This is a genomic window from Bradyrhizobium sp. UFLA05-125 (genome assembly GCF_059803515.1).
Genome location: NZ_JBANBJ010000013.1, coordinates 111,389 through 136,004 on the forward strand (window position 1 = coordinate 111,389; position 24,616 = coordinate 136,004).

The window sequence follows — 24,616 nt, forward strand, 5'->3', positions numbered from 1 at the left end:
CCCCTCTTCTGCTCGTTGCTTACGCGAGCGCCTTCAGCGCCGCCTTGCCGGGATAGACGGCCTGCTTGCCGAGCTGCTGCTCGATGCGCAGGAGCTGATTGTATTTGGCGGTGCGATCCGAGCGCGCAAGGGAGCCGGTTTTGATCTGGCCACAATTGGTGGCGACCGCGAGATCGGCGATGGTGGAATCCTCGGTCTCGCCGGAGCGGTGCGACATGACGGAGGTGTAGCCCGCCTTGTGCGCCATCTCGACGGCAGCGAGCGTTTCGGTCAGCGTGCCGATCTGGTTGACCTTGATCAGGATCGAGTTGGCCCGGCCCGCCTTGATGCCCTCGGACAGGCGCCTGACGTTGGTGACGAAGAGATCGTCGCCGACCAACTGGCACTTCTTGCCGATGAGATCGGTGAGCTCCTTCCAGCCGTCCATGTCGTCCTCCGACATGCCGTCCTCGATGGTGACGATCGGATAGCGCGACACGAGGTCGGCGAGATACTTGGCTTGCTCGGAGATCGAGCGGGTCTTGCCCTCGCCTTCATAGACGTATTTGCCGCCCTTGAAGAACTCGGTCGAGGCGCAGTCGAGTCCGAGCACGACGTCGGAGCCCGCCTTGAAGCCGGCCTTGCCGATTGCGTTCATGACGAATTCGAGCGCGGCGTCCGCCGACGGCAGGTTCGGCGCGAAGCCGCCTTCGTCGCCGACATTGGTGTTGTGGCCGGCCTTCTTCAGTTCGGACTTCAGCGTGTGGAAGACTTCCGCGCCGTAGCGCAGACCTTCGGCGAAGCTCGTGGCGCCGACCGGCAGGATCATGAACTCCTGGAAGTCGATCGGGTTGTCGGCGTGGACGCCGCCATTGATGATGTTCATCATCGGCACCGGCAGGAGCCGCGCCGAGGTGCCGCCAACGTAACGATAGAGCGGCATGTCGAGGGATTGCGCGGCCGCCTTGGCGCAGGCGAGCGACACGCCGAGGATGGCGTTGGCGCCGAGACGGCTCTTGTTCGGCGTACCGTCGAGATCAATCATGACCTGGTCGATCTGAACCTGGTGCTCGACGTCCATGCCGCTGAGCGCCTCATAGATCTCGCCGTTGACGGCGCCGACGGCCTTCGAGACGCCCTTGCCGAGATAGCGGGCCTTGTCGCCATCGCGCAGTTCCACCGCCTCATGGGCGCCGGTCGAGGCGCCCGAGGGCACCGCAGCGCGGCCGAGCGAGCCGTCTTCCAGCACGACGTCGACCTCGACGGTGGGATTGCCACGGCTATCGAGAATTTCGCGGCCGATGATGTCGACAATGGCGGTCATGATTGCGCTTCCATTCGTTAGAGCTGTCAGTTCGCGGGGGCGTCTTACACGGAGCGCAAGCAAATGTGAACGCTCGGGAGACCCAGTTCGACTGACGCTTGAAGAGCCTCAGACTAAACTTGATCGGCGCGTCCAACCTCAATCATAAGCAGTCGGGGTAACGCCATGAATCGCCGCCAGTTTCTCGCTTCCAGCGCCGCCCTCCTGGCCACTCGCCCAAGTTTTGCGCAGGAGGGCCCGTTCCGGACAAAATATTTCCCGATCAGCCCTGGCATCGGCCTGCACGACCTCACCCCCGCCCCCGACGGGATGATCTGGTTCACTGCGCAAGGCAAGGGCATGCTGGGCAAGCTCGACCCGAAGGATGGCTCGTTCAGGACGGTCGACCTCGGCCAGGGCGCGGCTCCCCATGGCGTGACCATCGGCCCCGACGGCGCGCCGTGGATCACCGAGGGCGGCCAGAACGCGATCGCGCGGGTCGACCCGGGCTATCTGAAGGTCACGCTGTTCCGCCTGCCCGAAAAATTTGCCTATGCCAATCTCAACACCGGCGTGTTCGACAAGGCTGGCACCTACTGGTTCACCGGACAGTCTGGCTATTATGGCCGGCTCGTGCCGAAATCCGGAGAGATGACGGTGTTCACGGCGCCGAAAGGCGTCGGGCCCTATGGCATCACAGTGACGCCCAAGGGCGACGTCTGGTACGCCTCGCTCGCCGGCAGCTACATCGCCAGGATCGATCTTGCGACCGGCAACGCCAGCGTCGTGCAGCCGCCGACGCCGAATGCGGGCTCGCGGCGCGTCTGGTCGGATTCGAAGAGCCGGATCTGGGTCAGCGAGTGGAACAGCGGGCACGTGTCGGTGCACGATCCCGCCAACGGTTCGTGGAAAACCTGGAAGCTGCCGGGCGATCACCCTCGCGCCTACGCGGTTTTCGTCGACGACAAGGACAAGGTCTGGCTGACAGATTTTTCCGCCAACGCCATCGTCCGCTTCGATCCCGCGACCGAGAAGTTCAACGTCTTCGCCAGCGACAAGCCAAACGCGAATGTGCGCCAGCTCGACGGAAGGCCGGGTGAGCTGTGGGGTTGCGAGTCCGGCAACGACCGGATGGTCATGATCCAGACCGTCGCTTGAGGTTGACGTCAAGCCCCGCTTGCGTCCATGTCAGCGTCCCCAGAGCGCGATCGTATCGCGCTCTGGCTTTTTCGACTGAGCATGATCCCTTCGGAAAACCGGTGCCCACTTTTCCGGGATCATGCTCCAAAGGACGCAAACACGATGACGAAAAAACCTCTCCAGCTCGGCCGTGCGGTCGAATGGCCGCACACGCCGGAAGAAGCCCAGCTCGACCGCGTGCCCAACCCGCAGAAGGACACGGACTATCTGGTGCGCTTCACCGTGCCGGAATTCACCTCGATCTGCCCGGTCACCGGCCAGCCGGATTTTGCCCATCTCATGATCGACTACGCACCGGGCCAGTGGCTGCTGGAGTCGAAATCGCTCAAGCTCTACGTCGCGAGCTTCCGCAATCATGGCGCCTTTCACGAGGACTGCACGGTGATGATCGGCAAGCGCATCGCATCCGAGATCAAGCCGAAATGGATCCGCATCGGCGGCTACTGGTATCCGCGCGGCGGCATCCCGATCGACGTGTTCTGGCAGACCGGCCGCGTGCCGAAGGGCCTGTGGGTACCGGAGCAAGGCGTCGCGCCGTACCGCGGGCGGGGCTAGTGCTTGATCGGCCGCTTCGCTGATGATCCTCGCTTGGGCGTCGTGCGGTCTCGCTTCAATGCAACCCGACGCGCCGCCTCCAGCGCGGATCGCGCCCACGCAACGAGTTCATCGGGGTCGTCGAACAGGCGTTCCGGTGCCCGCCAGAACGCGAGATCGATGGTGCCGCCTTTCTTCTCGTAGTTCAGAGGCGGAAACGCTTCCGCCTCCCTCAGAATTGCGCGGTTGCCATCATCGACGCGGAAGTAAAGCGTATCGTCTTTTACCATCCCCAACATGACGCCATCGCAGAACACGCCTGTCTTGCCGAACATGCGCCGTACCGTGATGCGTCCGAGCGGCGCGAGCTGCTCGCGCAGAAACTCTATGAAGCTGTCGCCGGCAACCATGCTCGCTCCCTCAGGGGAGCACTATGTTAGCGCCGCAATACGCCCGATCAAACGCGCGCATCCGCCGGCGCGCGCTGCCTGAGCAGGCGGGCGCAGACCAGTCCCAGCACCACCATGATCCCTGCGCTTGCAAATAGGGTCGGCCCCTTGCCGGCATGGGCGAGTCCGAAGCCATAGGCGAGCGGCCCGACGGTCTGTCCCATGAAGAAGAAGAACGAATGCAGCGACATCGCGGTCGCCCGCGCTCCGATCGACAGCTCGCTGGCAAACACCTGCAAACAGCCGTGGATCATGTAGAAGCCCCAGCCCATCAGCAGCATGCTGGCAAATTGCAGCTTCCAGCCGGGACCAAAGGCGAGCGCAACGAGCTGAACGCCGACGAGGCTCGCACCCGCAATCATCATGCCCTTGACGCCGAGCCGCGGCAGGAAATGTGACACGGTGAAGGTGTAGAACAGCCCGCCGATCGCAAAACCTGCGATGACAATGCCCGCAATCGATAGCGATTTCTCGCCGAGATCGAACAAGAAGGCCGCGATGAACGGAAACAGACCGAACACGCAGCAGCCCTCCACGAACACGGCCGAGTAGCAGAAGCGCGTATTGGGATTGGCGAAGATGGTGCGATAACCCTGCCGCAAGGTCTTCAGGTCGGTTTTGGGCGGCGGAGTCAGCGCGGCACCGCGAAAGCCCGCCGCCACCGCGGCCGCCGCAATCAGGCCGAGCGCGCCGAGGATCACGAGCACTCCACGCCAGCCGATGAAATCGCCGATGATGCCGGCGGCAGTTGCGCCAAGCAGATTGCCGGTCATCGAGCCCGCCAGCGTACGCCCGATCGCGACTTGCCGCTTGGCCGGCGCGACGAGATCGGCGGTCAGACCGAGCGCGACCGGAAACACGCCGCCCGAGGCGATGCCAGCCAGGATGCGGCTCGCGAATAGACCCGAGAAGCTGGTCGCAAACGCGCCCAGAATCGAGGCGACGCCGAGCAACGCCAGGCACATGGTCATCAGCCGCGCCTTGCCGAACAGGTCGGCCGCCGCTCCGACCACAGGCTGAACCAGCGCATAGATCAGGGCGTAGCCGGCCGCGATGCTCGCGGCTGTCGTGATGCCGATCGCAAAATCCTCGGCGACATGTGGCAGGACGGGATCGAGCGCCCGTGTCGACAACGCCGCCGAAAAGCCGGCGATTGCGATGATATTGATCGCGGGCGGAAACTTTTGCTCGGACGATGGCCTGGCCACGGACTGAAGCATCAGCCCGCTGCGCTTTTGGCGAGCGCGTCAAACGCCATCAATCTCCGCAGCAGGCCCTCGAACTCGCGCAGCGGCACCATGTTGGGTCCGTCCGACGGCGCGTGGTCGGGATCGGGGTGGGTCTCGATGAAGACGCCGGCGACGCCGACGGCGACCGCCGCGCGCGCCAGCACCGGCACGAATTCGCGCTCGCCGCCCGAGGAAGTCCCCTTCCCGCCCGGCTGCTGCACCGAATGAGTGGCATCGAAGATCACGGGCGCACCGGTGGTGCGCGCCAGGATCGGCAGCGCCCGCATGTCGGAGACGAGCGTATTGTAGCCGAAAGACGCGCCACGCTCGGTGACGAGCACGTTGGGATTGTTCGCGCTGGTGATCTTGGTCACGACATTGGCCATGTCCCAGGGCGCCAGAAACTGCCCCTTCTTGACGTTGACGACCTTGCCGGTCGCAGCCGCGGCCAGGAGAAGATCGGTCTGCCGGCACAGGAAGGCCGGGATCTGCAGGATGTCCACCGCCTGCGCCACCTCGGCGCATTGCGTCGCCTCGTGCACGTCGGTCAGCACGGGAAGGCCGAGCGAAGAACGGATCTCGGCGAAGATCGGCAGTGACTGCGCAAGCCCGAGGCCGCGCGCAGCGGATGCGCTGGTGCGGTTGGCCTTGTCGAACGAGGTCTTGTAGACGAGGCCGATCTGCAGCCGCGCAGCGATCTCCTTCAACGCAGAGGCCACCTCCAGCGCGTGCTGGCGGCTTTCGAGCTGGCACGGCCCGGCAATGATCGAGATCGGCAGATCATTGCCGAATTTGACCGTGCCAATGGTGACGACCGGCGCTGCTGACGGCGAAGAGCTCAAGGTCAATTTCCCCTGTTTCGACGCGACCATAGCGGCGACGAGGGGCGGATCAACCCTATTCGGCCCTACCCCCCGAATATCAGGGTTGCGAAGTCGGCCGTCACTTCACCGTGGAAAAAGCGGTCGGCGCCAGGATCTGGCTGACGATGTTCGCGACGATCTGGCCATCCGCTTCCGTCTTGGCGCGCGCCTCGATCCATTCCGGATCGGTCATGAACGCGGTCCATTTCGTCTCGCGCTCGGCAAGCGAGTGCCAGGCCAGGAAATAGGTCAGCTCCTGGTTGGATTCGCCGATCAGCGTGGTGAAGAACCCGGCCTGCTTGATGCCGTGCTTCTCCCAGAGCTTCAGCGTGATCGTGTCGAAGCGCTTGAGCAGCGCCGGCAGCCGGCCTGGCACGCAGCGATACTGGCGCATTTCGTAGATCATTGGCAGTCCTCCCCGATTCTTGGCTCGCGGTTATATCGGCAGGACCAGAGCGTGTCTTGCGCCGGTACGGCGGTCCGGGCGGCGCCTTGCGCATGGCTCGCCCGGGAGGCAACTGCCAGCGAGAGCAGACGCAGACTCATTGGCGCTTGGCCGGCCTTCTTGCTAAGGTTCCGGCTTGGTCCTGCGCATCACCGGCACCACACCAGGCCACTGATGTCCCCGAGGCAATCGGCAACGCAGCCCAAAGGAACAAGCGATCAAAGGAGGCAGACGCCATGACCTATTTTGATCTCGGGCCATACAGCCGCAAAGTCACCACGTCATCGCCCGACGCACAGCTATGGTTCGACCGAGGGCTCAACTGGGTGTTCGGATTCAACCACGGCGAAGCGATCAAGTGCTTCCGGAAAGCACTTCAGCATGACGCCGACTGCGCGATGGCGCATTGGGGCATCAGCTACGCTTCCGGGCCCAACTACAACCTGCCCTGGGTTCGCTATGACGCGCACGGTCGGCAGATGGCGCTGGCGGCGTCTTACGACGCGATGCAGGACGCGCTCGCGCATGCGGACAACGCAAGCCCGGTCGAGCAAGCGCTGATCCGAGCCTTGCCTGCGCGCTATCCTCAGCGCGAGGCGATCGAGGACATGTCGCCGTGGGACAAGTCCTTTACGCAAGAAATGCGCAAAATCTTCGCGGCCTTTCCCGATGATCTCGAGGTCCGAAACATCTTTGCCGAAGCGATCATGAACGAGACCCCGTGGCTGATGTGGGACCTCCCCTCCGGCAAACCCGCCGCGGGCGCCGGCACCGACGAATGCAGAGCGGTCCTCGAGCAGGCCTTCGACAAGATTCCGGCTGCGTGGGATCATCCGGGCCTGCTGCATCTCTATGTCCACCTCATGGAGATGTCGCCCTTCCCGCAGCGGGCGATGCGGGCTGGCGACCGGTTGCGCGCGCTCGTTCCCGACGGCGGCCATCTGATCCACATGCCGACCCATCTCGACGTGCTTTGCGGGCAATACAACGACGTGCTGCTCTATAACCAGAAGGCGCTGGCGACCGACCGCAGCTTCCTCGCCTATTCGGACGATCCAGGCGTCTACCTCATCTACGTCATTCACAACTTCCACTTCGCGATCTACGGCGCGATGTTCCTCGGCCAGTACGCCCCCGCCATCGCGACGGCCGAGGAGCTGATCGCCACGGTCCCGGAGCCGGTGTTGCGTATCGAATCTCCGCCGATGGCGGATTTCCTCGAGGGCTACCTGACGATGAAGCAGCACGTTCTCGTGCGCTTCGGCAAATGGCGTGACATCATCGCACAGAAACTGCCGCAGGACCGTGAGCTCTACTGCTCGGTGACCGCCATGATCCACTACGCCAAGGCGGTCGCTCATTCGGCACTCGGCAATGTCGCCGAGGCCGAGACTGAGAAGGCGTTGTTCGCGGCGGCGAGGATCCGCGTGCCGGAGAGCCGGCTCATCCACAACAACAAGGTGGTGAACTTGCTCAGTGTGGCCGAGGCGATGCTGAACGGCGAACTGGAATACCGCAAGGGCAATTACGATACTGCATTCGCGCAGCTGCGCCGGTCGGTCGAGCTCAGCGACGCGTTGCCCTATGATGAGCCCTGGGGATGGATGCAGCCGCCGCGTCATGCGCTCGGCGCGCTACTTCTGGAGCAGGGACGAGTAGAGGAAGCCGAGGCGGTTTATCGTTCCGATCTCGGCCTCGATGGCAAGCTGAGCCGGGCCTGCCAGCATCCCGATAATCTGTGGTCGCTCCACGGACTGCACGAATGCCTGGTTCGCCGCGGCGACAAGGTCGAGACCGCGCTGATCAAGCAGCGGCTCGATCTCGCCCAGGCCCGCGCGGAGATGCCGATCAGAGCATCCTGCTTCTGTCGGAGAATGGACATGGCAGCCGCTTAGCTAGAGCATGATCCGGAAAAGTGTGCAGCGGTTTTTCCGAAAAGATCATGCTCAACAACAACCTAAAGCGCGATGACGATTCACCCTAATGTCATCGCGCTTTAGCCCGCGGCCACCCGAGTTCATCAGGACAGGCCGGGCCCGCCTACACCAGCCGGCTCTGCACCACCGCCGCCTGAATGAACGAGGCGAACAACGGATGCGGCTCGAAGGGGCGCGACTTCAGCTCGGGGTGGAACTGCACGCCGATGAACCAGGGGTGATCCTCGTATTCCACGATCTCCGGCAGCACGCCGTCGGGCGAGAGGCCTGAGAACTTCAAGCCGTGCTGCTCCAGACGATCCTTGTAGGCGGTGTTGACCTCGTAGCGGTGGCGGTGGCGCTCGGAAATCTCGGTCGCGCCGCCATAGACCCGCGAAACGCGGCTGCCACGCGTGAGCGCCGCGGGATACGCACCAAGCCGCATCGTGCCACCGAGGTCGCCGGCCCGCGAGCGCTTCTCGAGCTCATTTCCGCGCAGCCATTCGGTCATCAGACCGACGAGCGGCTCCTTCGTCGGACCGAACTCGGTGGAGTTGGCCTCCTCGATGCCGACGAGATTTCGTGCCGCTTCGATCACCGCCATTTGCATGCCGAAGCAGATGCCGAAATACGGCACGTCGCGCTCGCGCGCGAACTGCGCCGCCTTGATCTTGCCCTCGGCACCGCGCTGGCCGAAGCCGCCGGGCACCAGGATGCCGTTGACGTGCTCGAGGAACGGCGCGGGATCTTCCTTCTCGAAGATCTCGCTCTCGATCCAGTCGAGATTGACCTTCACCTTATTGGCGATGCCGCCATGCGACAGCGCCTCGATCAGCGACTTATACGCATCCTTCATGCCGGTGTACTTGCCGACGATGGCGATGGTGACGTTGCCCTCGGGATTGCGGACGCGCTCGTTGATCTGCTGCCAGCTCTGCAGCGCCGGCGGAATCCGCGAGCCGATGCCGAACGCGGCGAGTACCTCGTCGTCGAGGCCCGCGGCGTGATAGGCCTCGGGAACGGCGTAGATGTTGTCGACGTCGCGCGCTTCGATCACGGCGCTTTCGCGCACGTTGCAGAACAGCCCGAGCTTGCGGCGTTCTTCCTTCGGAATCTCGCGATCGGTGCGACAGAGCAGGATATCCGGCTGGATGCCGATCGAGCGCAGCTCCTTCACCGAATGCTGCGTTGGTTTTGTCTTGAGCTCGCCGGCGCTCGGAATATAGGGCAGCAGCGTGAGGTGAATATACACCGCATGGTCGCGCGGCAGCTCGTTGCCAAGCTGGCGGATCGCCTCGAAGAACGGCAGGCCCTCGATGTCGCCGACGGTGCCGCCGATCTCGACCAGCACGAAGTCGTACTCGTCGTTGCCTGACAGCACGAACTCCTTGATGGCGTTGGTGACGTGCGGCACGACCTGGATCGTCGCGCCGAGATAATCGCCGCGGCGCTCCTTGGAGATGATGTCCTGATAGATGCGGCCGGTGGTGATGTTGTCGGCCTTCGTCGCCGGCCGTCCGGTGAAGCGCTCATAGTGACCGAGATCGAGATCGGTCTCCGCGCCGTCATCGGTCACGAACACTTCGCCGTGCTGATACGGCGACATCGTTCCGGGATCGAGATTGAGATAGGGATCGAGCTTGCGGAGGCGGACCTTGTAGCCCCGGGCTTGCAACAGAGCACCCAGTGCCGCTGAAGCCAGACCCTTGCCGAGCGAAGAGACCACGCCGCCGGTGATGAATATGTACCGCGCCATGGGACTTAACCTTTAATCTCCCGAACTCGATTCGCAAAAGCGATTCGTGTCCCGCCCCAAACAATTTGCGGGCCTGTGGGTGAGCCAGAACTGAGTGTGTTGCCAGAGCCTTGATGGGGATTGTTGATGCAGGACGCTAGGCGTTGTCCTGCATGGCCCCTCTGCTTTATTGCGAACGTGGCGGCTGCGGACCGGCAGGTGCCTGATTCTGCTGCTGCTCGTCCGCCTTCTTCAGCGTATCGAGGACACCGCCCGAGGTCGGCGGCGCCACCGGAGCCGCACCACCGGCGGGCTGAGACTGCGATGCCGGCTGGCCAATGATCGAAGACGGCTTGCGGTCATACCCCGCATACCAGGACAGGAAGAGGCTGGTCAGGAAGAAACCGGCGGCCAGGATCGCGGTCGTGCGCGACAAGAGATTCGCGGTGCCGCGGCTCGACATGAAGCCTGCGCCTCCACCCATGCCGAGGCCGCCGCCTTCCGACTTCTGCAGCAGCACGGCGCCGATCATCACGGCGACGATCATGAGATGGATAACGATTACAACGGTCTGCATGATACCCTTCCGTCACAAGCCGACAGCGCCGGTGCCGGCAGCCATCGCGCTTTGCGGGTTTTCCTGAAGTTGCGCGGTGTTACACGATCAGGACTGGCATTGCCACCCCCGATGGGTCCGGACTCCGCTTTGAGCCGCCTGCGCTTTGCCGGTTAGCTAAGGGCAGCCCTTGGCGATCGCAAGGAAATCGGCCGCCTTGAGGCTGGCACCGCCGACCAGCGCGCCGTTGACGTTCTCGACCGCCATCAATTCGGCCGCATTCGACGGCTTGACCGAGCCGCCATAGAGGATGCGCATCCTCGCCCCCTCGTGGCTGAAGCGGGAGGTCAACAGTTCCCGGATAAAGCCATGAATCTGCTCGACATCCTGGGCTGTGGGGGTCAGGCCCGTGCCGATCGCCCAGACCGGCTCATAGGCCACAACCAGATTGTCGGCCTTTGAGCCGTCCGGCAGCGACAGATTGAGCTGGCCCCGCAAAATATCCAGGGTCTGACCGGCATCACGCTGTCCCTGCGTCTCGCCGACGCAGACGATCGCGATCACCCCTGCCCGCCAGGCGGCCTCGGCCTTTTGCCGCACCAAATCATCGCTCTCGCCGTGGTCGGCGCGGCGCTCGGAATGGCCAACGATGATGGCGGAAGCGCCCGCATCCACCAGCATTTCAGCCCCGATATCGCCGGTATGGGCGCCGGAGGCCTTGGGGTGGCAATCCTGCGCACCAACGGCGACCTTTTTGCCGGCCGCCTTGGCCGCAAAGGCTGAGATCAACGTCGCAGGCGGACAGACCAGGAGATCCGCCTTGGCGGCGACCTCTGCCGCGCCGGCGAGCATGGCGTCGAATTCGGCAGCGGAGGCCCTCAGGCCATTCATCTTCCAGTTTCCGGCGATCAGCGGTCGGATGGCGTCTGTCATGTCCAAATTCCAGCGAAATGAGGTCGGGCATGCGCTAGCAGACCGGGCGTCCCAGTTCCAGACCCGGCCTGTTAACACAGCTTAAGGGAGCGGCAGGTTGCGGGGGGAAAGCCGCCACTTTATGATGCCATATCAATTCGGTGATGCGCTTTTGCGGAATCTGCTTTAAGGCGCGCCCGGTTCCCTCCTGCCAAATAAGTTGGACGCAATGCTTCGAGGAATGCGCAAGGCCTCATCAAACTGGCTCGGCAAGACGATTATGGCCGTGGTGATGGGTGTATTGATCATCAGTTTCGGCATTTGGGGCATCGCCGACATCTTCCGCGGCTTCGGGCAGTCCACGGTTGCCAAAGTCGGCCACACGGAGATTTCGCTGAACGAATTCCGTCAGATCTATACCGACCGCATGCAGCAGATCGGCCGCCAGCTCGGCCGCCCGCTGACACCAGAGCAGGCGCACGCCTTCGGCCTTGACCGCCAGGTGCTCCAGCAGGCGATCGCGGAAGCCGCCCTCGATGAAGAGGCCCGCCGGCTCGGGCTTGGCGTGTCGGACGATGAGCTCCGCCGGATGATCATGAACGACCCGAACTTCAAGGGCGCAGCGGGCAATTTCGACGCACAGCGCTTCCAGGCCATGATCCGCAATTTCGGCTATACCGAGCAGCGTTACACCGCCGAGCAGCGCAAGGTGTCGCTGCGCCGACAGATCACCGGCACGATCGGCGCGGGCCTCGAGCCGTCCAAGACCATGATCGATGCGCTGAGCCGCTACCAGAACGAGCAGCGCTCCATCGAATTCGTCAAACTCGACGCCGCGCAGGCCGGCACGATCGATCCGCCCTCGCCCGAGGCGCTCGCCGCGTATTTTGAGGACCACAAGGTCCAATTCCGTGCGCCCGAATACCGCAAGATCTCCTTCGTCGTGATCTCGCCGGAAGAGATCGGCAAGTGGACCGACGTCTCCGACGACGACGCCAAGAAGGTGTTCGAGCAGCGTAAGGACCGGCTCGGCACGCCGGAGAAGCGCCAGGTGCATCAGCTCGTGTTCCCGACGGTCGAGGAGGCGCAAGCTGCGCGCACCAAGCTCGCAAGCGGAACGTCGTTCGAGGACCTCGCCAAGGAGCGCGGGCTTAGCGCGGCGGACTCCGATCTCGGCCTCGTCACCAAATCCGCGATCCTCGATCCGGCGGTGGCGGACGCCGCCTTTGCGCTACCCGCTGGCGAGATCAGCCAGCCCGTCCAGGGCCGCTTCGGCGTGGCGCTGGTCAAGGTCGACAAGATCGAGCCGGGCGCGGAGGCCAACTTCGCCAACCTCGCCGGCGACATCAAACGGGAAATCGCAGCCGAACGCGCCCGCGCCAAGGTCGCCGAATTGCGCGACAAGATGGAAGACGAGCGCGGCGGCGGCTCCAGCGTCATCGACGCGGCGCAGAAGCTCGGGCTTGCTGCCGTGACCATCGAGGCCGTCGACCGCTCCGGCCGCACGCCGAACGGCCAGCCGGTCGCCAACATCCCGCAAGGGCTCGACGTGGTGTCGCAAGCCTTCAACAGCGATGTCGGCGTCGACAACGATCCGATCTCATTCCGCGGCGGCTATGTCTGGTACGACGTGCTCGGCATCACGCCGTCGCGCGAGCGTAGCCTCGACGAGGTCCGCGACCAGGTCGAGGCACGCTGGCGTCAGGACCAGATCACGACCAAGCTGCGCGCCAAGGCGACCGAGATCGTGCAGAAGCTCGAACAGGGTGGCAAGCTCGCGGACGAAGCCGCCGCCATCAACGCCAAGGTCGAGACCGCCGCAAGCTTCAAGCGCGAGGACACCCCCGCCGGCGTGCCGTCGAGCCTGGTCGCGGCCGCATTCCGCACCGCCAAGGACGGCGTCGGCCAGAGTCCGGGTGCGGGCGGCGAGGTCATCATCTTCCGCGTGACCGACATCGTCGATCCGCCGGTCGATCTCGTCTCCGAAGGGATCGCCAAGCTGAAGGAGAGCCTCGACCGTTCGCTCACCGACGAGCAGGTCGCGTCCTACGTCAACAAGCTTGAAACCAACATCGGAACCACCATTAATCAGGCCGCCTTCGCGCAGGTGACGGGCGCGAACCAGTAATCAGTTGAAAGCACGCGATGGACGACCTGAAATCGATTATCGGAAAAGTGGCGACCGGCGCCAGCCTGTCGCGTGACGAAGCAGCCTCCGCCTTCGATGCCATGATGTCCGGCGAGGCCACCCCCTCGCAGATGGGCGGGCTTCTGATGGCGCTGCGTGTGCGCGGCGAGACCGTGGACGAGATCACAGGCGCGGTCTCGGCGATGCGCTCCAAGATGCTGCGCGTGGACGCACCGGCGGATGCCGTCGACATCGTCGGCACCGGCGGCGACGGCTCGGGCTCGGTCAACGTCTCGACCTGCGCGTCGTTCATCGTCTCGGGCGCCGGCGTGCCGGTCGCCAAGCACGGCAACCGCGCGCTGTCGTCGCGCTCGGGCGCAGCCGACGTGCTGGCCTCGCTCGGCGTGAGGATCGACCTCAAGCCCGAGGACGTCGGCCGCTGCGTGCGCGAATGCGGCATCGGCTTCATGTTCGCCCCCGCGCATCATCCCGCAATGAAGAACGTCGGCCCAACCCGCGTCGAACTCGCCACCCGCACCATCTTCAACCTGCTCGGACCGCTGTCCAATCCGGCCGGCGTGAAGCGGCAGATGGTCGGCGTGTTCTCCCGGCAATGGGTGCAGCCGCTGGCGCAGGTGCTGAGGAATCTCGGCTCCGACTCGGTCTGGGTGGTTCACGGCTCCGACGGACTCGACGAGATTACCCTCACCGGCCCGACCTTCGTCAGCTCGCTGCACAAGGGCGAGATCAAGACCTTTGAGATCACCCCAGAGGACGCAGGCCTTCCGCGCTGCGAAGCGGTCGGCCTGAAGGGTGGCGATGCCGACGCCAACGCGATCGCGCTGCAAAGCGTGCTCGACGGCAAGCCCAGCGCCTATCGCGATGTCGCGCTGGTCAACGCGGCTGCCGCACTGGTGGTGGCCGGACATGCCAAGGATATCAAGGAAGGTGTGGCGCTCGGCGCCAAGTCGATCGACAGCGGCGCGGCGTCGGCGCGGCTAAAACACCTGATCGCGGTCTCCAATAGCTGAGCCTCGCATGTCGGACATCCTGACCAAGATCGAGGCGTATAAGCGCGAGGAGATCGCAGCAGCCAAGTGCGCGCAGCCGCTGGCCGCGTTGGAAGCCAAAGCCAAGGTCGCTTCTGCGCCGCGCGGTTTTCTGCGCGCGATCCGTAACAAGCTCGCCAATGGCGACTATGCGCTGATCGCCGAGGTCAAGAAGGCGTCCCCCTCCAAGGGGCTGATCCGTCCCGATTTCGACCCGCCGCTGCTCGCCAAGGCCTACGAGGCCGGCGGCGCTGCTTGCCTGTCGGTGCTGACGGATACGCCATCCTTCCAGGGGCATATCGACTTCATGGTCGCAGCGCGCGCGGCGACGTCGCTGCCGGTGCTGCGCAAGGATTTTCTGTTCGACACCTACCAGGTGGTCGAGGCCCGCGCCTATGGCGCCGATTGCATCCTGATCATCATGGCCGCGCTCGACGATGCGGTGGCAAAAGATATCGAGGATGCCGCGCTGTCGCTCGGCATGGACGTCCTGGTCGAGATCCATGACGCGAGCGAGCTCGACCGCGCGCTGAAACTGCGCTCACCGATGATCGGGGTCAACAATCGTAACCTGCGGACCTTCGAAACCACGCTTGCGACCAGTGAGACGCTGGCCCCGCTGATCCCCGAGGGGCGGCTGATGGTCGGCGAAAGCGGCATCTTCACACCCGCTGACCTCGCCCGCCTCGAGCGCGTGGGCATGTCGACCTTCCTCGTCGGCGAAAGCCTGATGCGACAAGCCGACGTGACGGCTGCCACCCGCGCGCTCCTGTCGCGCGAGGCCCCGCGCGCCACGGGCATGCGCTGAGATGGCGCGTTCACCGTCCAAGACCAAAGCGAAGGCAAATCCCGCCCTCACCCATATCGGCGCCTCCGGCGAGGCGCGGATGGTGGACGTGTCGGAGAAGCCCGCGACCGAGCGGCTCGCCGTCGCGGAAGGACGCGTCGTCATGACCAGGGCGACGCTCGATCTGATCCGCTCCGGCAACGCCAAGAAGGGCGACGTGCTCGGGACCGCCCGCATCGCCGGCATCATGGCGGCCAAGCGAACCTCGGAGCTGATCCCGCTCTGCCATCCCCTCGCGCTGTCGAAGGTGACCGTCGACATCGAGCCCGACGACAAGCTGCCGGGGTGCCACGTGCGCGCCGCCGTGAAGGTCACTGGTCCCACCGGCGTTGAGATGGAGGCGCTGACCGCGGTCTCGGTCGCCTGCCTCACGATCTACGACATGATCAAGGCGGTAGAGCGCGGCGTGCGCATCGAGGGAATTCATCTCGTCGAGAAGAAGGGCGGCAAGTCCGGCCACTACCGCGCCTAGATCATGATCCGGAAAAGTGTGCAGCGGTTTTCCGACAAGATCATGCTCAATCAATAAAGCGCACGCACTGAACTATTTCGCCTCACGCTGGCGCTCGCGGTAAGCGCGCGTCTTCATCCGGTTGCCACACAGCGTCGACATGCACCAGCGCCGGGTGGACGGTTTCGACCGGTCGTAGAACACGCGGCGACATTCCTCCGACGCACACATCTTCAGCCGGTCCAGCGTGCCGGCAAGCGTGCCATCGTGAAACTCGATGGCGATCGCCGACAAGCCCGCAAGGGCATCCTGACGCACCGCTGCGAGCGTTGCGCCGCGGCCCGCACGTGCCTCCACCCGCAACGGAAACGGCTCGAGCGCGCCATCGAGTGCACCGAGAACATCCCTGTTCCTGCGCCGCTCGGCCGGCTCGCATTGCAGATAGGCGCGCAGCGCCTCGCGCAGTCGCAGCGTGATCTGGAACATCGCTGGCGTGATCTTAGCGCCGCCCTCGCCCATGCCGTGCTCCGCCAACCACTCCCCGAGCTCCTTCGGGCCTGAAAGCGCATCGCTCTGCGGATGCTGTACGCCGAAATGCAAGAAGTGGCGGACATCGAGCGAATTGGCGAAGTCGTAGAGCGCGGCCAGCTCGTCGGGAACTTTGAATTTCCGGGATTGCTTCGACATGGACACTAGTAAATCATTTTTACTGGTTGACCGCAACCGACATTTGTATAATTCGTTTACTGGTGTCATTTGGCGCGTCACACCATGGAGACCGAGATGGCAGACACAACGACATTCACCCACTATCGCATTTTCTACGGCTGGCTCGTTGTCGCCGCCGCCTTCGCGGTGACGTTCGTCGGCTTCGGTTCCGCCTATACGTTCAGCGCGTTCCTGGAACCACTCCAACGCGACTTCGGCGCCTCGCGCGGCTCGGTTTCGCTGGTGTTCTCGATCGCGGGCTTTCTGTATTTCGCGCTCGGGGTCGTCAGCGGCCCGCTCGCCGACCGCTTCGGCGCGCGTCCCCTGGCCGTGACGGGCATGATTGTGGTCGCCGCAGGCCTTGCGGCCGCAAGCGCGGCGCACTCCCTCACCGAGGTCTATCTCGCCTACGGGCTCGGAATAGGCCTCGGCGTCGGCTGCGCCTACGTCCCCGCGATCGGTGCGGTGCAGCGCTGGTTCGTCAAACACCGCGGATTTGCTTCCGGTCTCGCCGTCAGCGGCATCGGGCTCGGCACACTGGCGATGCCGCCGATAGCAGCGCTGCTGATCGCGACAGTCGGCTGGCGCGGGGCCTATCTGGTGCTCGCCGCGGTCGCCATCGTGCTGGGCGGCGGGATTTCATTGCTGCTCGAGAACGATCCGCGCGACCGTGGCCTCGGCCCGGACGGCGCCCCGCCCGAGGCAGCACGCTCGATTGGAAGCGGAGGCGCGGCGGTGCTGGAGGCCGTGCGCTCGGCGCGGTTCGCAGGCCTCTATCTGTCGTGCCTGGTCTGCTCGTTCGGCGCTTTCGTCCCGTTCGTACATCTCGTGCCCTACGCACGCGATCACGGCGTTGCGACCTCGTCCGCCGTGCTGCTGCTTGGCACGATCGGCGTCGGCAGTACCGCCGGGCGGTTCCTGCTCGGCGGCCTTGCCGACCGGATCGGCCGCGACCGGTCGCTGATCATGGTCCTGCTCGGCATGGCGCTCGCCATGGCGATCTGGGCGATCTCGGCGGGCGCCTTCGCGCTCGCCGGCTTCGCCTTCGCCTATGGCGTGTTCTACGGCGGCTGGGTCGCGGTGCTCCCCGCCGTCGTGATGGACCATTTCGGCGGACGCAACGTCAGCGGCATCATCGGCATCCTCTACACCAGCGTCGCGTTCGGCACGCTGATCGGGCCGACCGCCGCAGGCTTCGCCTACGACGCCACGCACAGCTACACGCTGCCGATCCTGATCAGCGCCGCCGCAAATGTCGTCGCGGCGCTGATCGCGGCGGCGCCGCTGTTGCGGAGTGCAACGCGGACGATCAGCGCAGTGAGGCGCTGATCGATCCGAACTTGCTGTTGAGCTTGGTGCCGAGCCCGTTGACGACGGTGATGATGGCAAGCGCAATGCCGGCGGCGAACAGGCCGTATTCGATCGCGGTGGCGCCGGACTCGTCGGCAATGAACTTTTGCAACGTCGTCTTCATGATCTCGTTATCCTGTCCTCTCCGTGGGATGACGGGACAACTCGCAAATGTCGTGCCAGCGCGCGCGCGAGCATCGCCAGCACGTTAGATGGTTAAGTTTCGATTGACGCGGACATAACCGGCAAGAATTGACTGCCCAGATACACCGCACCGGCAATATCTGCTGGCCCTGCTCATCGCGCGCGCCTTAGGACTCTCGCGTCGATTCATCTTTCATTAACCGCGATTCCTAACGTCGCCTCCACATCGTTCCCGTAAACCAACGGATGTTTCCGGGTTCAAGAACTGATCCTGGCGTGTACACGGCAGCGTTTCAGAACATGACGGAATTCGGCAGTCGCCTCCTCGGTCAAACGGCACTGACCCGCAGCGGACCGATCCGCTGGCTGGTGGTGGGCGGCATGCTGCTGATTGCGGCGATCGCGATCGGCGCGACGCTGATGGCCCAGAACTTCCGCGAGCGCGCGCTGCGCAACAGTGCGCGCGAGCTGGATAACACGGCGCTGCTCCTTGCTCATCATTTCGACCAGCAGCTGCAGGATTTCGAGGTCATCCAGAAAGACCTCATCACGAATATGCGCGCCAGCGGCATCGCAAGCGTCGAAGACTATCGCAGGCGCCTGTCCACGCGGGACGTCCATCGGACGCTTCGCTCCAAGATGGAGGCGCTGTCCTACGTGGGCGGCGTCAACATCTTCGACGCCGACGGCGAGCTGATCAACTCTTCGCTCGTCTGGCCTCCGCCGAAGGTCAATGTCGCCGACCGCGCCTATTTCCGAACTTTCAAATCCGATCCGCGCGCGCCGGACATGCTGGTCCAACCCGTCCATAGCCGCGTCTCCGGCATGTGGACGATCCTGATCCTTCGCAAAGTCACTGGCCCGAACGGCGAGTTCCTGGGCCTGGTCGGCCGCGGCATCGAGCCTGCCAGTTTCGAGAAATTCTTCGCCTCCGTTGCGCTCGGCGAAGGCGCGACGATCTCGATGCTTCACCGCGACGGCACGCTGCTCGCCCGCTACCCCCATGTCGACGAAGCCATGGGTCAGAACTTCAAGATCGGCCCCGAGGCGCAGCAGAAGGTTTTCGACCTCTATCACTTCACTGGCCGCTTCACAAGCACGGTCGACGGTGACGATCGCCTGATCTCGTCGCACGCCCTGCCCCACTTCCCGATCGTGATGGTCGCGACGAACACGAGAACGGCGGCGCTCGCGGACTGGCGCGAGCAGATCGCACTCCTGGTCTCGATCGCCATCGCCGCCGCGCTCGCCATCACTGCGCTGCTGATCGCCGTGGTTCGCAAACTTTCCGCACAGCACCGCCTTTCACGGGAACGGCTGACGCTGGAGAAGCAGCGGCTCGACCGTGCCGTCAACAACATGACGCAGGGGCTCCTGCTGTTCGACGCCTCGCAACGGCTGATCGTCTGCAACCAGCGCTATCTCGAGATGTACGGCCTCTCGGCCGACGTCGTGAGGCCCGGTTGCAGCTTTCACGACATCATCGCGCACCGCAAGGCGACCGGCTCATTCGCCGGCGACGTCGACCGCTATGTCGCGCGCGTGCTGCGCGACGTCCACCTCCGCAATTCCATGGTGATCGACACCTCCGACGGCCGCTCGATCCAGATCGTCAACGAGCCTCTCGCCGACGGCGGGTGGGTTGCCACGCATGAGGACATCACCGAGCGCCGCCGCACCGAGGAGCGCATCACCCATCTTGCGCATTACGATGCGTTGACCGACCTGCCCAACCGCACCATGTTCCACGAGCATCTGCGGAACGCGTTGGATGCTATCGCCGACGGCGAGCAGATCGCCGTGCATTACATCGACATCGACGAATTCAAGGGCGTCAACGACGCGCTCGGCCATCTCGTCGGCGACGAGCTGCTGAAATCGATCGCCGCGCATCTGAACCGTTGCGCCGGCGGGACTGAATTCGTCGCCCGCCTCGGCGGCGACGAATTCGCGATCGTGCAGAGCGCCGTGAACTCGCCTGACCACGTCACCGATCTCGTGGCGCGGGTCTTCGCCGCCATCCGCGAGCCGTTCGACCGCATGGGCCACCACCTCACCACCGACGCCTCGATCGGCATTGCGCTGGCGCCGGACCATGGCACCGAGCTCGATCAGATCCTGAAGAATGCGGATCTGGCGATGTACGCCGCCAAAGCCGCCGGACGCCGCACCTATCGTTTCTTCGAGCCGGAGATGGATGCCAAGGTCCGTGAGCGGCGGCAGCTCGAGACCGACCTCAGGCATGCCATCGCCCATGGCGGGCTCGAAGTGTTCTATCAGCCCTGCCTCAGCCTGAAGGACGACACCATCACGGGCTGCGAGGCTCTGGTGCGCTGGCGCCATCCGGAGCGCGGCATGGTCTCGCCCGCCGAGTTCATCCCGATCGCGGAGGACACGGGCCTCATCAACGAGATCGGCGAGTGGGTGCTCACGACGGCGTGCCGGGATGCTGCGACCTGGCCGGATGACATCCGCCTAGCGGTCAACGTCTCGCCCGTGCAGTTCAAGAGCGGCACGCTGGCGCTGAAGATCATGGCGGCGCTCGCCGCCTCCAACCTGCCGGCAAGCCGGCTCGAGCTCGAGATCACCGAGGCCGTGCTGATCCGCGACGACGACACCGCGCTCGCCATCCTGCATCAGCTCCGCGCCATCGGCGTGCGCATCGCGCTCGACGATTTCGGCACCGGCTACTCGTCACTGAGCTACCTGCACCGCTTCCCGTTCGACAAGATCAAGATCGATCGCTGCTTCGTCGAGGATATCGCCCGCCCCGATGGCTCCTCCAGCATCGTGCAGGCCGTGGTCAACCTCGCCGCTGCGCGGCGTATGACCACGACCGCGGAGGGCGTGGAGACCGAGGAACAGCAGCGCCTGCTCCGCGCGCTCGGCTGTAGCGAAATGCAGGGCTATCTGTTCAGCGCCGCGAAGCCAGTCGACAAGGTGCAGGAGCTGTTTACGCTCCACCGCAGCCGTCTCTCCCAGCGAAGCGACCACGAGAGCCGCCGCCAAGCAAGCTAGGCTGTAGGCCGAGATGCGGTAGGGTGGGCAAAGGAGCGTCAGCGACGTGCCCACCGCTTCTGTATCCGCGGCGAGACACGAGGTGGGCACGCTTCGCTTTGCCCACCCTGCGAACCACGACGCGAGGCCTAAAGCATGATCCGGAAAAGTGTGAAGCGGTTTTCCGAGAAGATCATGCTCAAACAACAACCTAAAGCGCGATCATGATTCATTCTGATCTCATCGCGCTTTAGAGCCTAGTTTGGCACCGCTGCCTTCGGCGTCGGTCGCGCTGCCGTGGCAGCGTTCGCGGTCACGCCGTGCAGGAAGTCGAAAGCTGCGTGTAGCGCCTTGTCGTCCTTCTCTTCCGGCGGCACGTAGGATTGCGATCCGGTCTGCTCGCTGCCGTCGGCTGCGGAGAGATGGCCGCGCATCTGGGATTCGGCCATCGTGTCGACACGGCCCTTCAGCTCCGGCGGGACGTCCTGGAGGATCTCGATGTCGGGCGCGATGCCCTGCGCCTGGATCGAGCGGCCCGACGGCGTGTAGTAGCGCGCGGTGGTCAGCGCGAGCGCGCCGCTGCCGGTGCCGAGCGGGATGATCGTCTGCACCGAGCCCTTGCCGAACGAGCGCGTGCCGATCAGAGTGGCGCGCTTGTGGTCATGCAGCGCGCCGGCCACGATCTCGGACGCGGAAGCCGAGCCGCCGTTGATCAGCATCACCAGCGGCTTGCCCTTGGTGAGGTCGCCGCCATGCGCTGAGAAGCGCTGAGTCTCTTCCGGGTTCCGTCCGCGGGTCGACACCACCTCGCCGCGGGCGAGGAAGGTGCTCGACACCGAAACCGCCTGGTCGAGCAGCCCGCCCGGATTGTTGCGGAGATCGACGACGTAGCCTGCGAGCTTTTCCTGCGGGATCTCCTTGGAGATCGACGCAATCGCCTTGCGCAGGCCGTCGGTGGTCTGCTCGTTGAACGAGGTGACGCGGATATAGCCGATATCGCCGCTCTCGGTGTGGAACCTGACCGGGCGCACATGGATGATCTCGCGCGTGATCGCGACGTCGAGCGGCGCGTCGGCGCCCTTGCGCACGATGGTGAGCTTGGTCTTGGTGTCGACCGGGCCCTTCATCTTGTTGACGGCCTGCTCGAGCGTCATGCCCATCACGGCCTCGCCATCGATCTTGCTGATGAGGTCGCCGGACAGGAGGCCGGCCTTGGAGGCCGGCGTGTCGTCGATGGGCGCCACGACCTTGACGAGGCCCTCCTCCATCGTGACCTCGATGCCGAGCCCGCCGAACTCGCCGGAGGTGGTCTCCTGCATCTCGGTCCAGGCCTTGTCGTTCATGTAGCGCGAATGCGGATCGAGCGAGGTGACCATGCCGTTGATGGCACCCTCGATCAGCTTGGCGTTGTCGGGCTTCTCGACGTAGCTCGCCTTGACCCGCTCGAAGACCTCACCGAACAGGTTCAGTTGCGAATAGGCATCGTCCGCGCCCGCCGCCGCTCTCGCCACCCAATGTCCGCCTTGCGGAGAGGTCGCCAGCAGAGTCAAACACGCGCCGGTGAGCGCGCCGAGGGGGAACAGCAGGGTTTTCCGCATGGATTGATTGGCCTTTTCGCTGGCGGTTGGGAGCCGCCATGCAAATGGCGATCCAACCCGTGTCTCACAATACCATTCTGGTTTCTTCAAGGCCGGTCCGCGACGTCGGCTTGCATCCGGCAAAAATCCCTTCGTCCCAGCCTAAACTTTTGGCAACGTTCATCGGCCGGTTCGCGCCGGGGGCGGGGAATCGACCCGCCCGGCTCTGCGTTCAAGCTATGCGATTTTGGGATGGTTTTGGCGCGCCGAACCGGTTAGGCGATGGAATAAGGCTTCAAATTCTCGGGAGGATAACAATGAACGAAGCGCCCCGCGTCCGGTCCCAACGAAACATCGAACTGGGCGCCAGCGACGAGCCGTTCCAGAACCTGCACGAATTCATCCGCAAGGCGCGTTCCAACCTCAACCAGAACGCCTGGGACTATATCGTCGGCGCCGCCGAGACCGAGACCACGATGCGCCGCAACCGCATGGCCCTGGACGAGATCGCCTTCCGCCCGCGCGTGCTGCGCGACATGCGCAACGTCGATGGTTCCGTCGCGCAGTTCGGCCGCAAGATGCGCCTGCCGGTGGTGCTGGCGCCGGTCGGCGCGCTCGAAATCTTCGATCCGCATGGCGCAGCGTCCGTTGCGCGTGGCGCCGGCGCATTCGGCGCGGCGCACATGCTGAGTTCGGTGTCGGACCCGGGCCTCGAGAAGACCGCGGAAGCGGCTCCCGATGCGCTACGCTTCTACCAGCTCTATGTCCGCGGCGATGACGCCTTCGTCGAGGATGTCGTCGCCCGCGCGGTGAAAAGCACCTATGCCGCGTTCTGCCTGACGGTCGACACAGCCCATTACAGCCGTCGCGAACGCGACATCGCCAAGCGCTATGTTCGCGAGAGCCGGCTGCGCGCCACCGGCGGCGACTACCAGAAGGGCCTGGAGTGGCGGACCGTGAAGCTGATCAAGGACAAGTTCGAGATCCCGCTCATCATCAAGGGCATCGCGACGGCCGAGGACGCGCAGATCGCGGTCGATCACGGCGTCGAGTGGATCTACGTCTCCAACCATGGCGGCCGCCAGCTCGATCATGGCCGCGGCGCCATGCATGTGCTGCCGGAGATCGTCGATGCCGTGAAGGGGCGCGCGAAGATCATGGTCGACGGCGGCTTCTGCCGCGGCACCGATATCGTCAAGGCGATCGCCATGGGCGCCGACCTCGTCGGCATCGGGCGCCTGCAGTGCTGGGCGCTGGCTGCAGCCGGCGAAGCCGGCATCTCGCGGATGCTGGAGCTGCTGGAAGACGAAGTACTGCGCTGTCTCGGGCTGCTGGGCGCCACTTCGTTTGCCGAAGTGAACGCATCCTGCCTGCATCCGGCGACCGCCACCAACGCACCAAGCGTGTTCAGCGCGTTTCCGCTTCTGGATATCGAGCCTTATCGTTACTGAAAGGATGCGATGACCTCCCTCCTCTGTCCCGGCAGCGCTGATGCGCTTCTGTTCGATCTCGGTCGCGTCGTGCTCGACATCGATTTCTCCAAGGCGATCGCCTGCTGGGCGGGACATGCCGGCTGCGAGCCACAAGCCATCGTCGCGCGCTATGTGCGGGACAGCGAATCCTATCGGCTGCACGAGATGGGCAAGATCAGCGACGAGGTCTATTTCGACTCGCTGCGGCGCTCGCTCGGGATCGAGATTTCCGACGCGCAGTTCCTGGAGGGGTGGAATGCGATCTTCGCGGGCGAGATGCCCGACATCTCAAACCTGTTGCCGCGCGCCGCACAGCACGTGCCGCTCTACGCCTTCTCCAACACCAACCGGCCGCATGTGGAATATTTCTCGAAGGAGTATGCTGACGTGCTCGGCCATTTCCGCGAGATGTACCTGTCCTCCAGCATCGGCCTGCGCAAACCCGATGCGGAAGCCTTCGACCATGTCGTCGCCGCGATCGGCGTGCCGGCGCAGCGAATCGTGTTCTTCGACGATCTCGCGGAAAACGTCGAAGGCGCGCGGGCCCGCGGTCTGACGGCGGTTCACGTGACGTCGCCTCGCGATGTCGGCGAGACGCTGAAGGCCCTCGGTATCTGAGAGCGCGGCCGCATTGTTGCGGTAGCTCAGTCTTTGGTTCCAGCTTCTTCCGGGAACTTTTTTAGCAAAATGTGGAACCAACTTATTCTGTGTATTTTTGCACAGAGTTCCCGGAACGGATCACCGCGTCGGGAGTCATATGCCCGTTGGGATT

The 24,616-nt window shown here is 64.3% G+C and carries 22 protein-coding genes; 11 read left to right on the plus strand and 11 right to left on the minus strand.

Annotated features, from left to right (window positions below):
- Window positions 1–19 precede the first annotated feature (19 nt).
- Window positions 20–1,303: a phosphopyruvate hydratase gene (eno, locus tag SO156_RS15260; RefSeq protein WP_498535362.1), complete on the minus strand. Its 1,284-nt coding sequence runs from the start codon at window positions 1,301–1,303 to the stop codon at window positions 20–22.
- Window positions 1,304–1,468: 165 nt separating this feature from the next.
- On the opposite strand from eno, the gene SO156_RS15265 reads away from it, so the two are divergent.
- Both SO156_RS15265 and queF read left to right on the plus strand, forming a co-directional pair.
- The gene (locus SO156_RS15265) at window positions 1,469–2,440 is read left to right on the plus strand and encodes a Vgb family protein (protein WP_498535363.1); all 972 of its coding nucleotides are present in this window, start codon (window positions 1,469–1,471) and stop codon (window positions 2,438–2,440) included.
- Between the two features lie 144 nt (window positions 2,441–2,584).
- Window positions 2,585–3,037 (plus strand): preQ(1) synthase, encoded by a 453-nt coding sequence (queF, locus tag SO156_RS15270; protein ID WP_458150310.1) that lies wholly within the window; start codon window positions 2,585–2,587, stop codon window positions 3,035–3,037.
- Here queF and SO156_RS15275 read toward each other — a convergent pair.
- The 4 genes from SO156_RS15275 to SO156_RS15290 form a co-directional block, all read right to left on the minus strand.
- Window positions 3,034–3,426: a TfoX/Sxy family protein gene (locus tag SO156_RS15275; protein WP_458150311.1), complete on the minus strand. Its 393-nt coding sequence runs from the start codon at window positions 3,424–3,426 to the stop codon at window positions 3,034–3,036. The two genes, queF and SO156_RS15275, sit on opposite strands and share 4 nt — an antisense overlap.
- A gap of 47 nt (window positions 3,427–3,473) precedes the next feature.
- On the minus strand, window positions 3,474–4,685 hold the full coding sequence (locus SO156_RS15280; RefSeq protein ID WP_498535364.1) for an MFS transporter: 1,212 nt from the start codon (window positions 4,683–4,685) through the stop codon (window positions 3,474–3,476).
- Entirely contained in the window at window positions 4,685–5,536 is an 852-nt protein-coding gene (kdsA, locus tag SO156_RS15285) for a 3-deoxy-8-phosphooctulonate synthase (RefSeq protein WP_498535365.1), read from the minus strand. Before kdsA ends, SO156_RS15280 begins: the two co-directional genes overlap by 1 nt.
- Before the next feature lie 100 nt (window positions 5,537–5,636).
- The gene (locus tag SO156_RS15290; protein ID WP_458150314.1) at window positions 5,637–5,963 is read right to left on the minus strand and encodes an NIPSNAP family protein; all 327 of its coding nucleotides are present in this window, start codon (window positions 5,961–5,963) and stop codon (window positions 5,637–5,639) included.
- Between the two features lie 275 nt (window positions 5,964–6,238).
- Here SO156_RS15290 and SO156_RS15295 point away from each other — a divergent pair, with 275 nt between their 5' ends.
- Entirely contained in the window at window positions 6,239–7,897 is a 1,659-nt protein-coding gene (locus SO156_RS15295) for a hypothetical protein (RefSeq protein WP_498535366.1), read from the plus strand.
- A gap of 145 nt (window positions 7,898–8,042) precedes the next feature.
- Here the strand turns inward: SO156_RS15295 and pyrG are convergent, their stop codons facing one another.
- The 3 genes from pyrG to tpiA all read right to left on the minus strand — a co-directional run bounded on the left by pyrG (window position 8,043) and on the right by tpiA (window position 11,142).
- A complete protein-coding gene (gene pyrG / locus SO156_RS15300) occupies window positions 8,043–9,674 on the minus strand; it encodes a CTP synthase (RefSeq protein ID WP_458150316.1) in 1,632 nt (543 codons plus the stop codon).
- Between the two features lie 166 nt (window positions 9,675–9,840).
- The gene (gene secG, locus SO156_RS15305) at window positions 9,841–10,230 is read right to left on the minus strand and encodes a preprotein translocase subunit SecG (RefSeq protein WP_458150317.1); all 390 of its coding nucleotides are present in this window, start codon (window positions 10,228–10,230) and stop codon (window positions 9,841–9,843) included.
- Between the two features lie 156 nt (window positions 10,231–10,386).
- Window positions 10,387–11,142 (minus strand): triose-phosphate isomerase, encoded by a 756-nt coding sequence (tpiA, locus tag SO156_RS15310; protein ID WP_498535367.1) that lies wholly within the window; start codon window positions 11,140–11,142, stop codon window positions 10,387–10,389.
- Between the two features lie 208 nt (window positions 11,143–11,350).
- Between tpiA and SO156_RS15315 the strand changes: the two genes are divergently transcribed.
- From SO156_RS15315 to moaC, 4 genes are read left to right on the plus strand one after another with little or no spacing between them, the layout of a single operon-like run.
- A complete protein-coding gene (locus SO156_RS15315; RefSeq protein ID WP_498535368.1) occupies window positions 11,351–13,249 on the plus strand; it encodes a peptidylprolyl isomerase in 1,899 nt (632 codons plus the stop codon).
- A gap of 17 nt (window positions 13,250–13,266) precedes the next feature.
- Entirely contained in the window at window positions 13,267–14,280 is a 1,014-nt protein-coding gene (gene trpD / locus SO156_RS15320; protein ID WP_458150320.1) for an anthranilate phosphoribosyltransferase, read from the plus strand.
- Window positions 14,281–14,287: 7 nt separating this feature from the next.
- Window positions 14,288–15,106 carry an indole-3-glycerol phosphate synthase TrpC gene (gene trpC / locus SO156_RS15325; protein WP_498535369.1) on the plus strand — a complete coding sequence of 273 codons (819 nt, stop codon included), beginning with the start codon at window positions 14,288–14,290 and terminating at the stop codon, window positions 15,104–15,106.
- Window position 15,107: 1 nt separating this feature from the next.
- Window positions 15,108–15,617, plus strand: a complete 510-nt coding sequence (gene moaC, locus SO156_RS15330; protein ID WP_498535370.1) for a cyclic pyranopterin monophosphate synthase MoaC — start codon at window positions 15,108–15,110, stop codon at window positions 15,615–15,617.
- A gap of 72 nt (window positions 15,618–15,689) precedes the next feature.
- On the opposite strand, the gene SO156_RS15335 is transcribed toward moaC, so the two are convergent.
- Window positions 15,690–16,283, minus strand: coding sequence for a CGNR zinc finger domain-containing protein (locus SO156_RS15335; RefSeq protein ID WP_498535371.1), 594 nt, complete (start codon window positions 16,281–16,283; stop codon window positions 15,690–15,692).
- A 96-nt stretch (window positions 16,284–16,379) separates the two neighbouring features.
- On the opposite strand from SO156_RS15335, the gene SO156_RS15340 reads away from it, so the two are divergent.
- A complete protein-coding gene (locus SO156_RS15340; RefSeq protein WP_498535372.1) occupies window positions 16,380–17,633 on the plus strand; it encodes an MFS transporter in 1,254 nt (417 codons plus the stop codon).
- Here SO156_RS15340 and SO156_RS15345 read toward each other — a convergent pair.
- On the minus strand, window positions 17,614–17,778 hold the full coding sequence (locus SO156_RS15345; RefSeq protein ID WP_498535373.1) for a Flp family type IVb pilin: 165 nt from the start codon (window positions 17,776–17,778) through the stop codon (window positions 17,614–17,616). The genes SO156_RS15340 and SO156_RS15345 overlap by 20 nt on opposite strands.
- A gap of 320 nt (window positions 17,779–18,098) precedes the next feature.
- Between SO156_RS15345 and SO156_RS15350 the strand changes: the two genes are divergently transcribed.
- Window positions 18,099–20,816: a bifunctional diguanylate cyclase/phosphodiesterase gene (locus tag SO156_RS15350; RefSeq protein WP_498535383.1), complete on the plus strand. Its 2,718-nt coding sequence runs from the start codon at window positions 18,099–18,101 to the stop codon at window positions 20,814–20,816.
- 236 nt (window positions 20,817–21,052) lie between these two features.
- Here the strand turns inward: SO156_RS15350 and SO156_RS15355 are convergent, their stop codons facing one another.
- On the minus strand, window positions 21,053–22,393 hold the full coding sequence (locus SO156_RS15355) for a S41 family peptidase (protein ID WP_498535374.1): 1,341 nt from the start codon (window positions 22,391–22,393) through the stop codon (window positions 21,053–21,055).
- A 296-nt stretch (window positions 22,394–22,689) separates the two neighbouring features.
- Between SO156_RS15355 and SO156_RS15360 the strand changes: the two genes are divergently transcribed.
- The gene (locus tag SO156_RS15360) at window positions 22,690–23,823 is read left to right on the plus strand and encodes an alpha-hydroxy acid oxidase (protein WP_498535375.1); all 1,134 of its coding nucleotides are present in this window, start codon (window positions 22,690–22,692) and stop codon (window positions 23,821–23,823) included.
- A 9-nt stretch (window positions 23,824–23,832) separates the two neighbouring features.
- Window positions 23,833–24,462, plus strand: coding sequence for an HAD-IA family hydrolase (locus SO156_RS15365; protein ID WP_458147238.1), 630 nt, complete (start codon window positions 23,833–23,835; stop codon window positions 24,460–24,462).
- Window positions 24,463–24,616: the final 154 nt, after the last annotated feature.

Coding starts and splice junctions, on each gene's coding strand:
- SO156_RS15355 (WP_498535374.1), bottom strand. CDS start 22,393: ATGCGGAAAACCCTGCTGTTCCCCCTCGGCGCGCTCACCGGCGCGTGT.
- queF (WP_458150310.1), top strand. CDS start 2,585: ATGACGAAAAAACCTCTCCAGCTCGGCCGTGCGGTCGAATGGCCGCAC.
- trpC (WP_498535369.1), top strand. CDS start 14,288: ATGTCGGACATCCTGACCAAGATCGAGGCGTATAAGCGCGAGGAGATC.
- SO156_RS15350 (WP_498535383.1), top strand. CDS start 18,099: ATGACGGAATTCGGCAGTCGCCTCCTCGGTCAAACGGCACTGACCCGC.
- secG (WP_458150317.1), bottom strand. CDS start 10,230: ATGCAGACCGTTGTAATCGTTATCCATCTCATGATCGTCGCCGTGATG.
- pyrG (WP_458150316.1), bottom strand. CDS start 9,674: ATGGCGCGGTACATATTCATCACCGGCGGCGTGGTCTCTTCGCTCGGC.
- moaC (WP_498535370.1), top strand. CDS start 15,108: ATGGCGCGTTCACCGTCCAAGACCAAAGCGAAGGCAAATCCCGCCCTC.
- trpD (WP_458150320.1), top strand. CDS start 13,267: ATGGACGACCTGAAATCGATTATCGGAAAAGTGGCGACCGGCGCCAGC.
- tpiA (WP_498535367.1), bottom strand. CDS start 11,142: ATGACAGACGCCATCCGACCGCTGATCGCCGGAAACTGGAAGATGAAT.
- SO156_RS15345 (WP_498535373.1), bottom strand. CDS start 17,778: ATGAAGACGACGTTGCAAAAGTTCATTGCCGACGAGTCCGGCGCCACC.
- SO156_RS15280 (WP_498535364.1), bottom strand. CDS start 4,685: ATGCTTCAGTCCGTGGCCAGGCCATCGTCCGAGCAAAAGTTTCCGCCC.
- SO156_RS15265 (WP_498535363.1), top strand. CDS start 1,469: ATGAATCGCCGCCAGTTTCTCGCTTCCAGCGCCGCCCTCCTGGCCACT.
- SO156_RS15365 (WP_458147238.1), top strand. CDS start 23,833: ATGACCTCCCTCCTCTGTCCCGGCAGCGCTGATGCGCTTCTGTTCGAT.
- SO156_RS15340 (WP_498535372.1), top strand. CDS start 16,380: ATGGCAGACACAACGACATTCACCCACTATCGCATTTTCTACGGCTGG.
- SO156_RS15275 (WP_458150311.1), bottom strand. CDS start 3,426: ATGGTTGCCGGCGACAGCTTCATAGAGTTTCTGCGCGAGCAGCTCGCG.
- eno (WP_498535362.1), bottom strand. CDS start 1,303: ATGACCGCCATTGTCGACATCATCGGCCGCGAAATTCTCGATAGCCGT.
- SO156_RS15360 (WP_498535375.1), top strand. CDS start 22,690: ATGAACGAAGCGCCCCGCGTCCGGTCCCAACGAAACATCGAACTGGGC.
- SO156_RS15335 (WP_498535371.1), bottom strand. CDS start 16,283: ATGTCGAAGCAATCCCGGAAATTCAAAGTTCCCGACGAGCTGGCCGCG.
- SO156_RS15295 (WP_498535366.1), top strand. CDS start 6,239: ATGACCTATTTTGATCTCGGGCCATACAGCCGCAAAGTCACCACGTCA.
- SO156_RS15290 (WP_458150314.1), bottom strand. CDS start 5,963: ATGATCTACGAAATGCGCCAGTATCGCTGCGTGCCAGGCCGGCTGCCG.
- SO156_RS15315 (WP_498535368.1), top strand. CDS start 11,351: ATGCTTCGAGGAATGCGCAAGGCCTCATCAAACTGGCTCGGCAAGACG.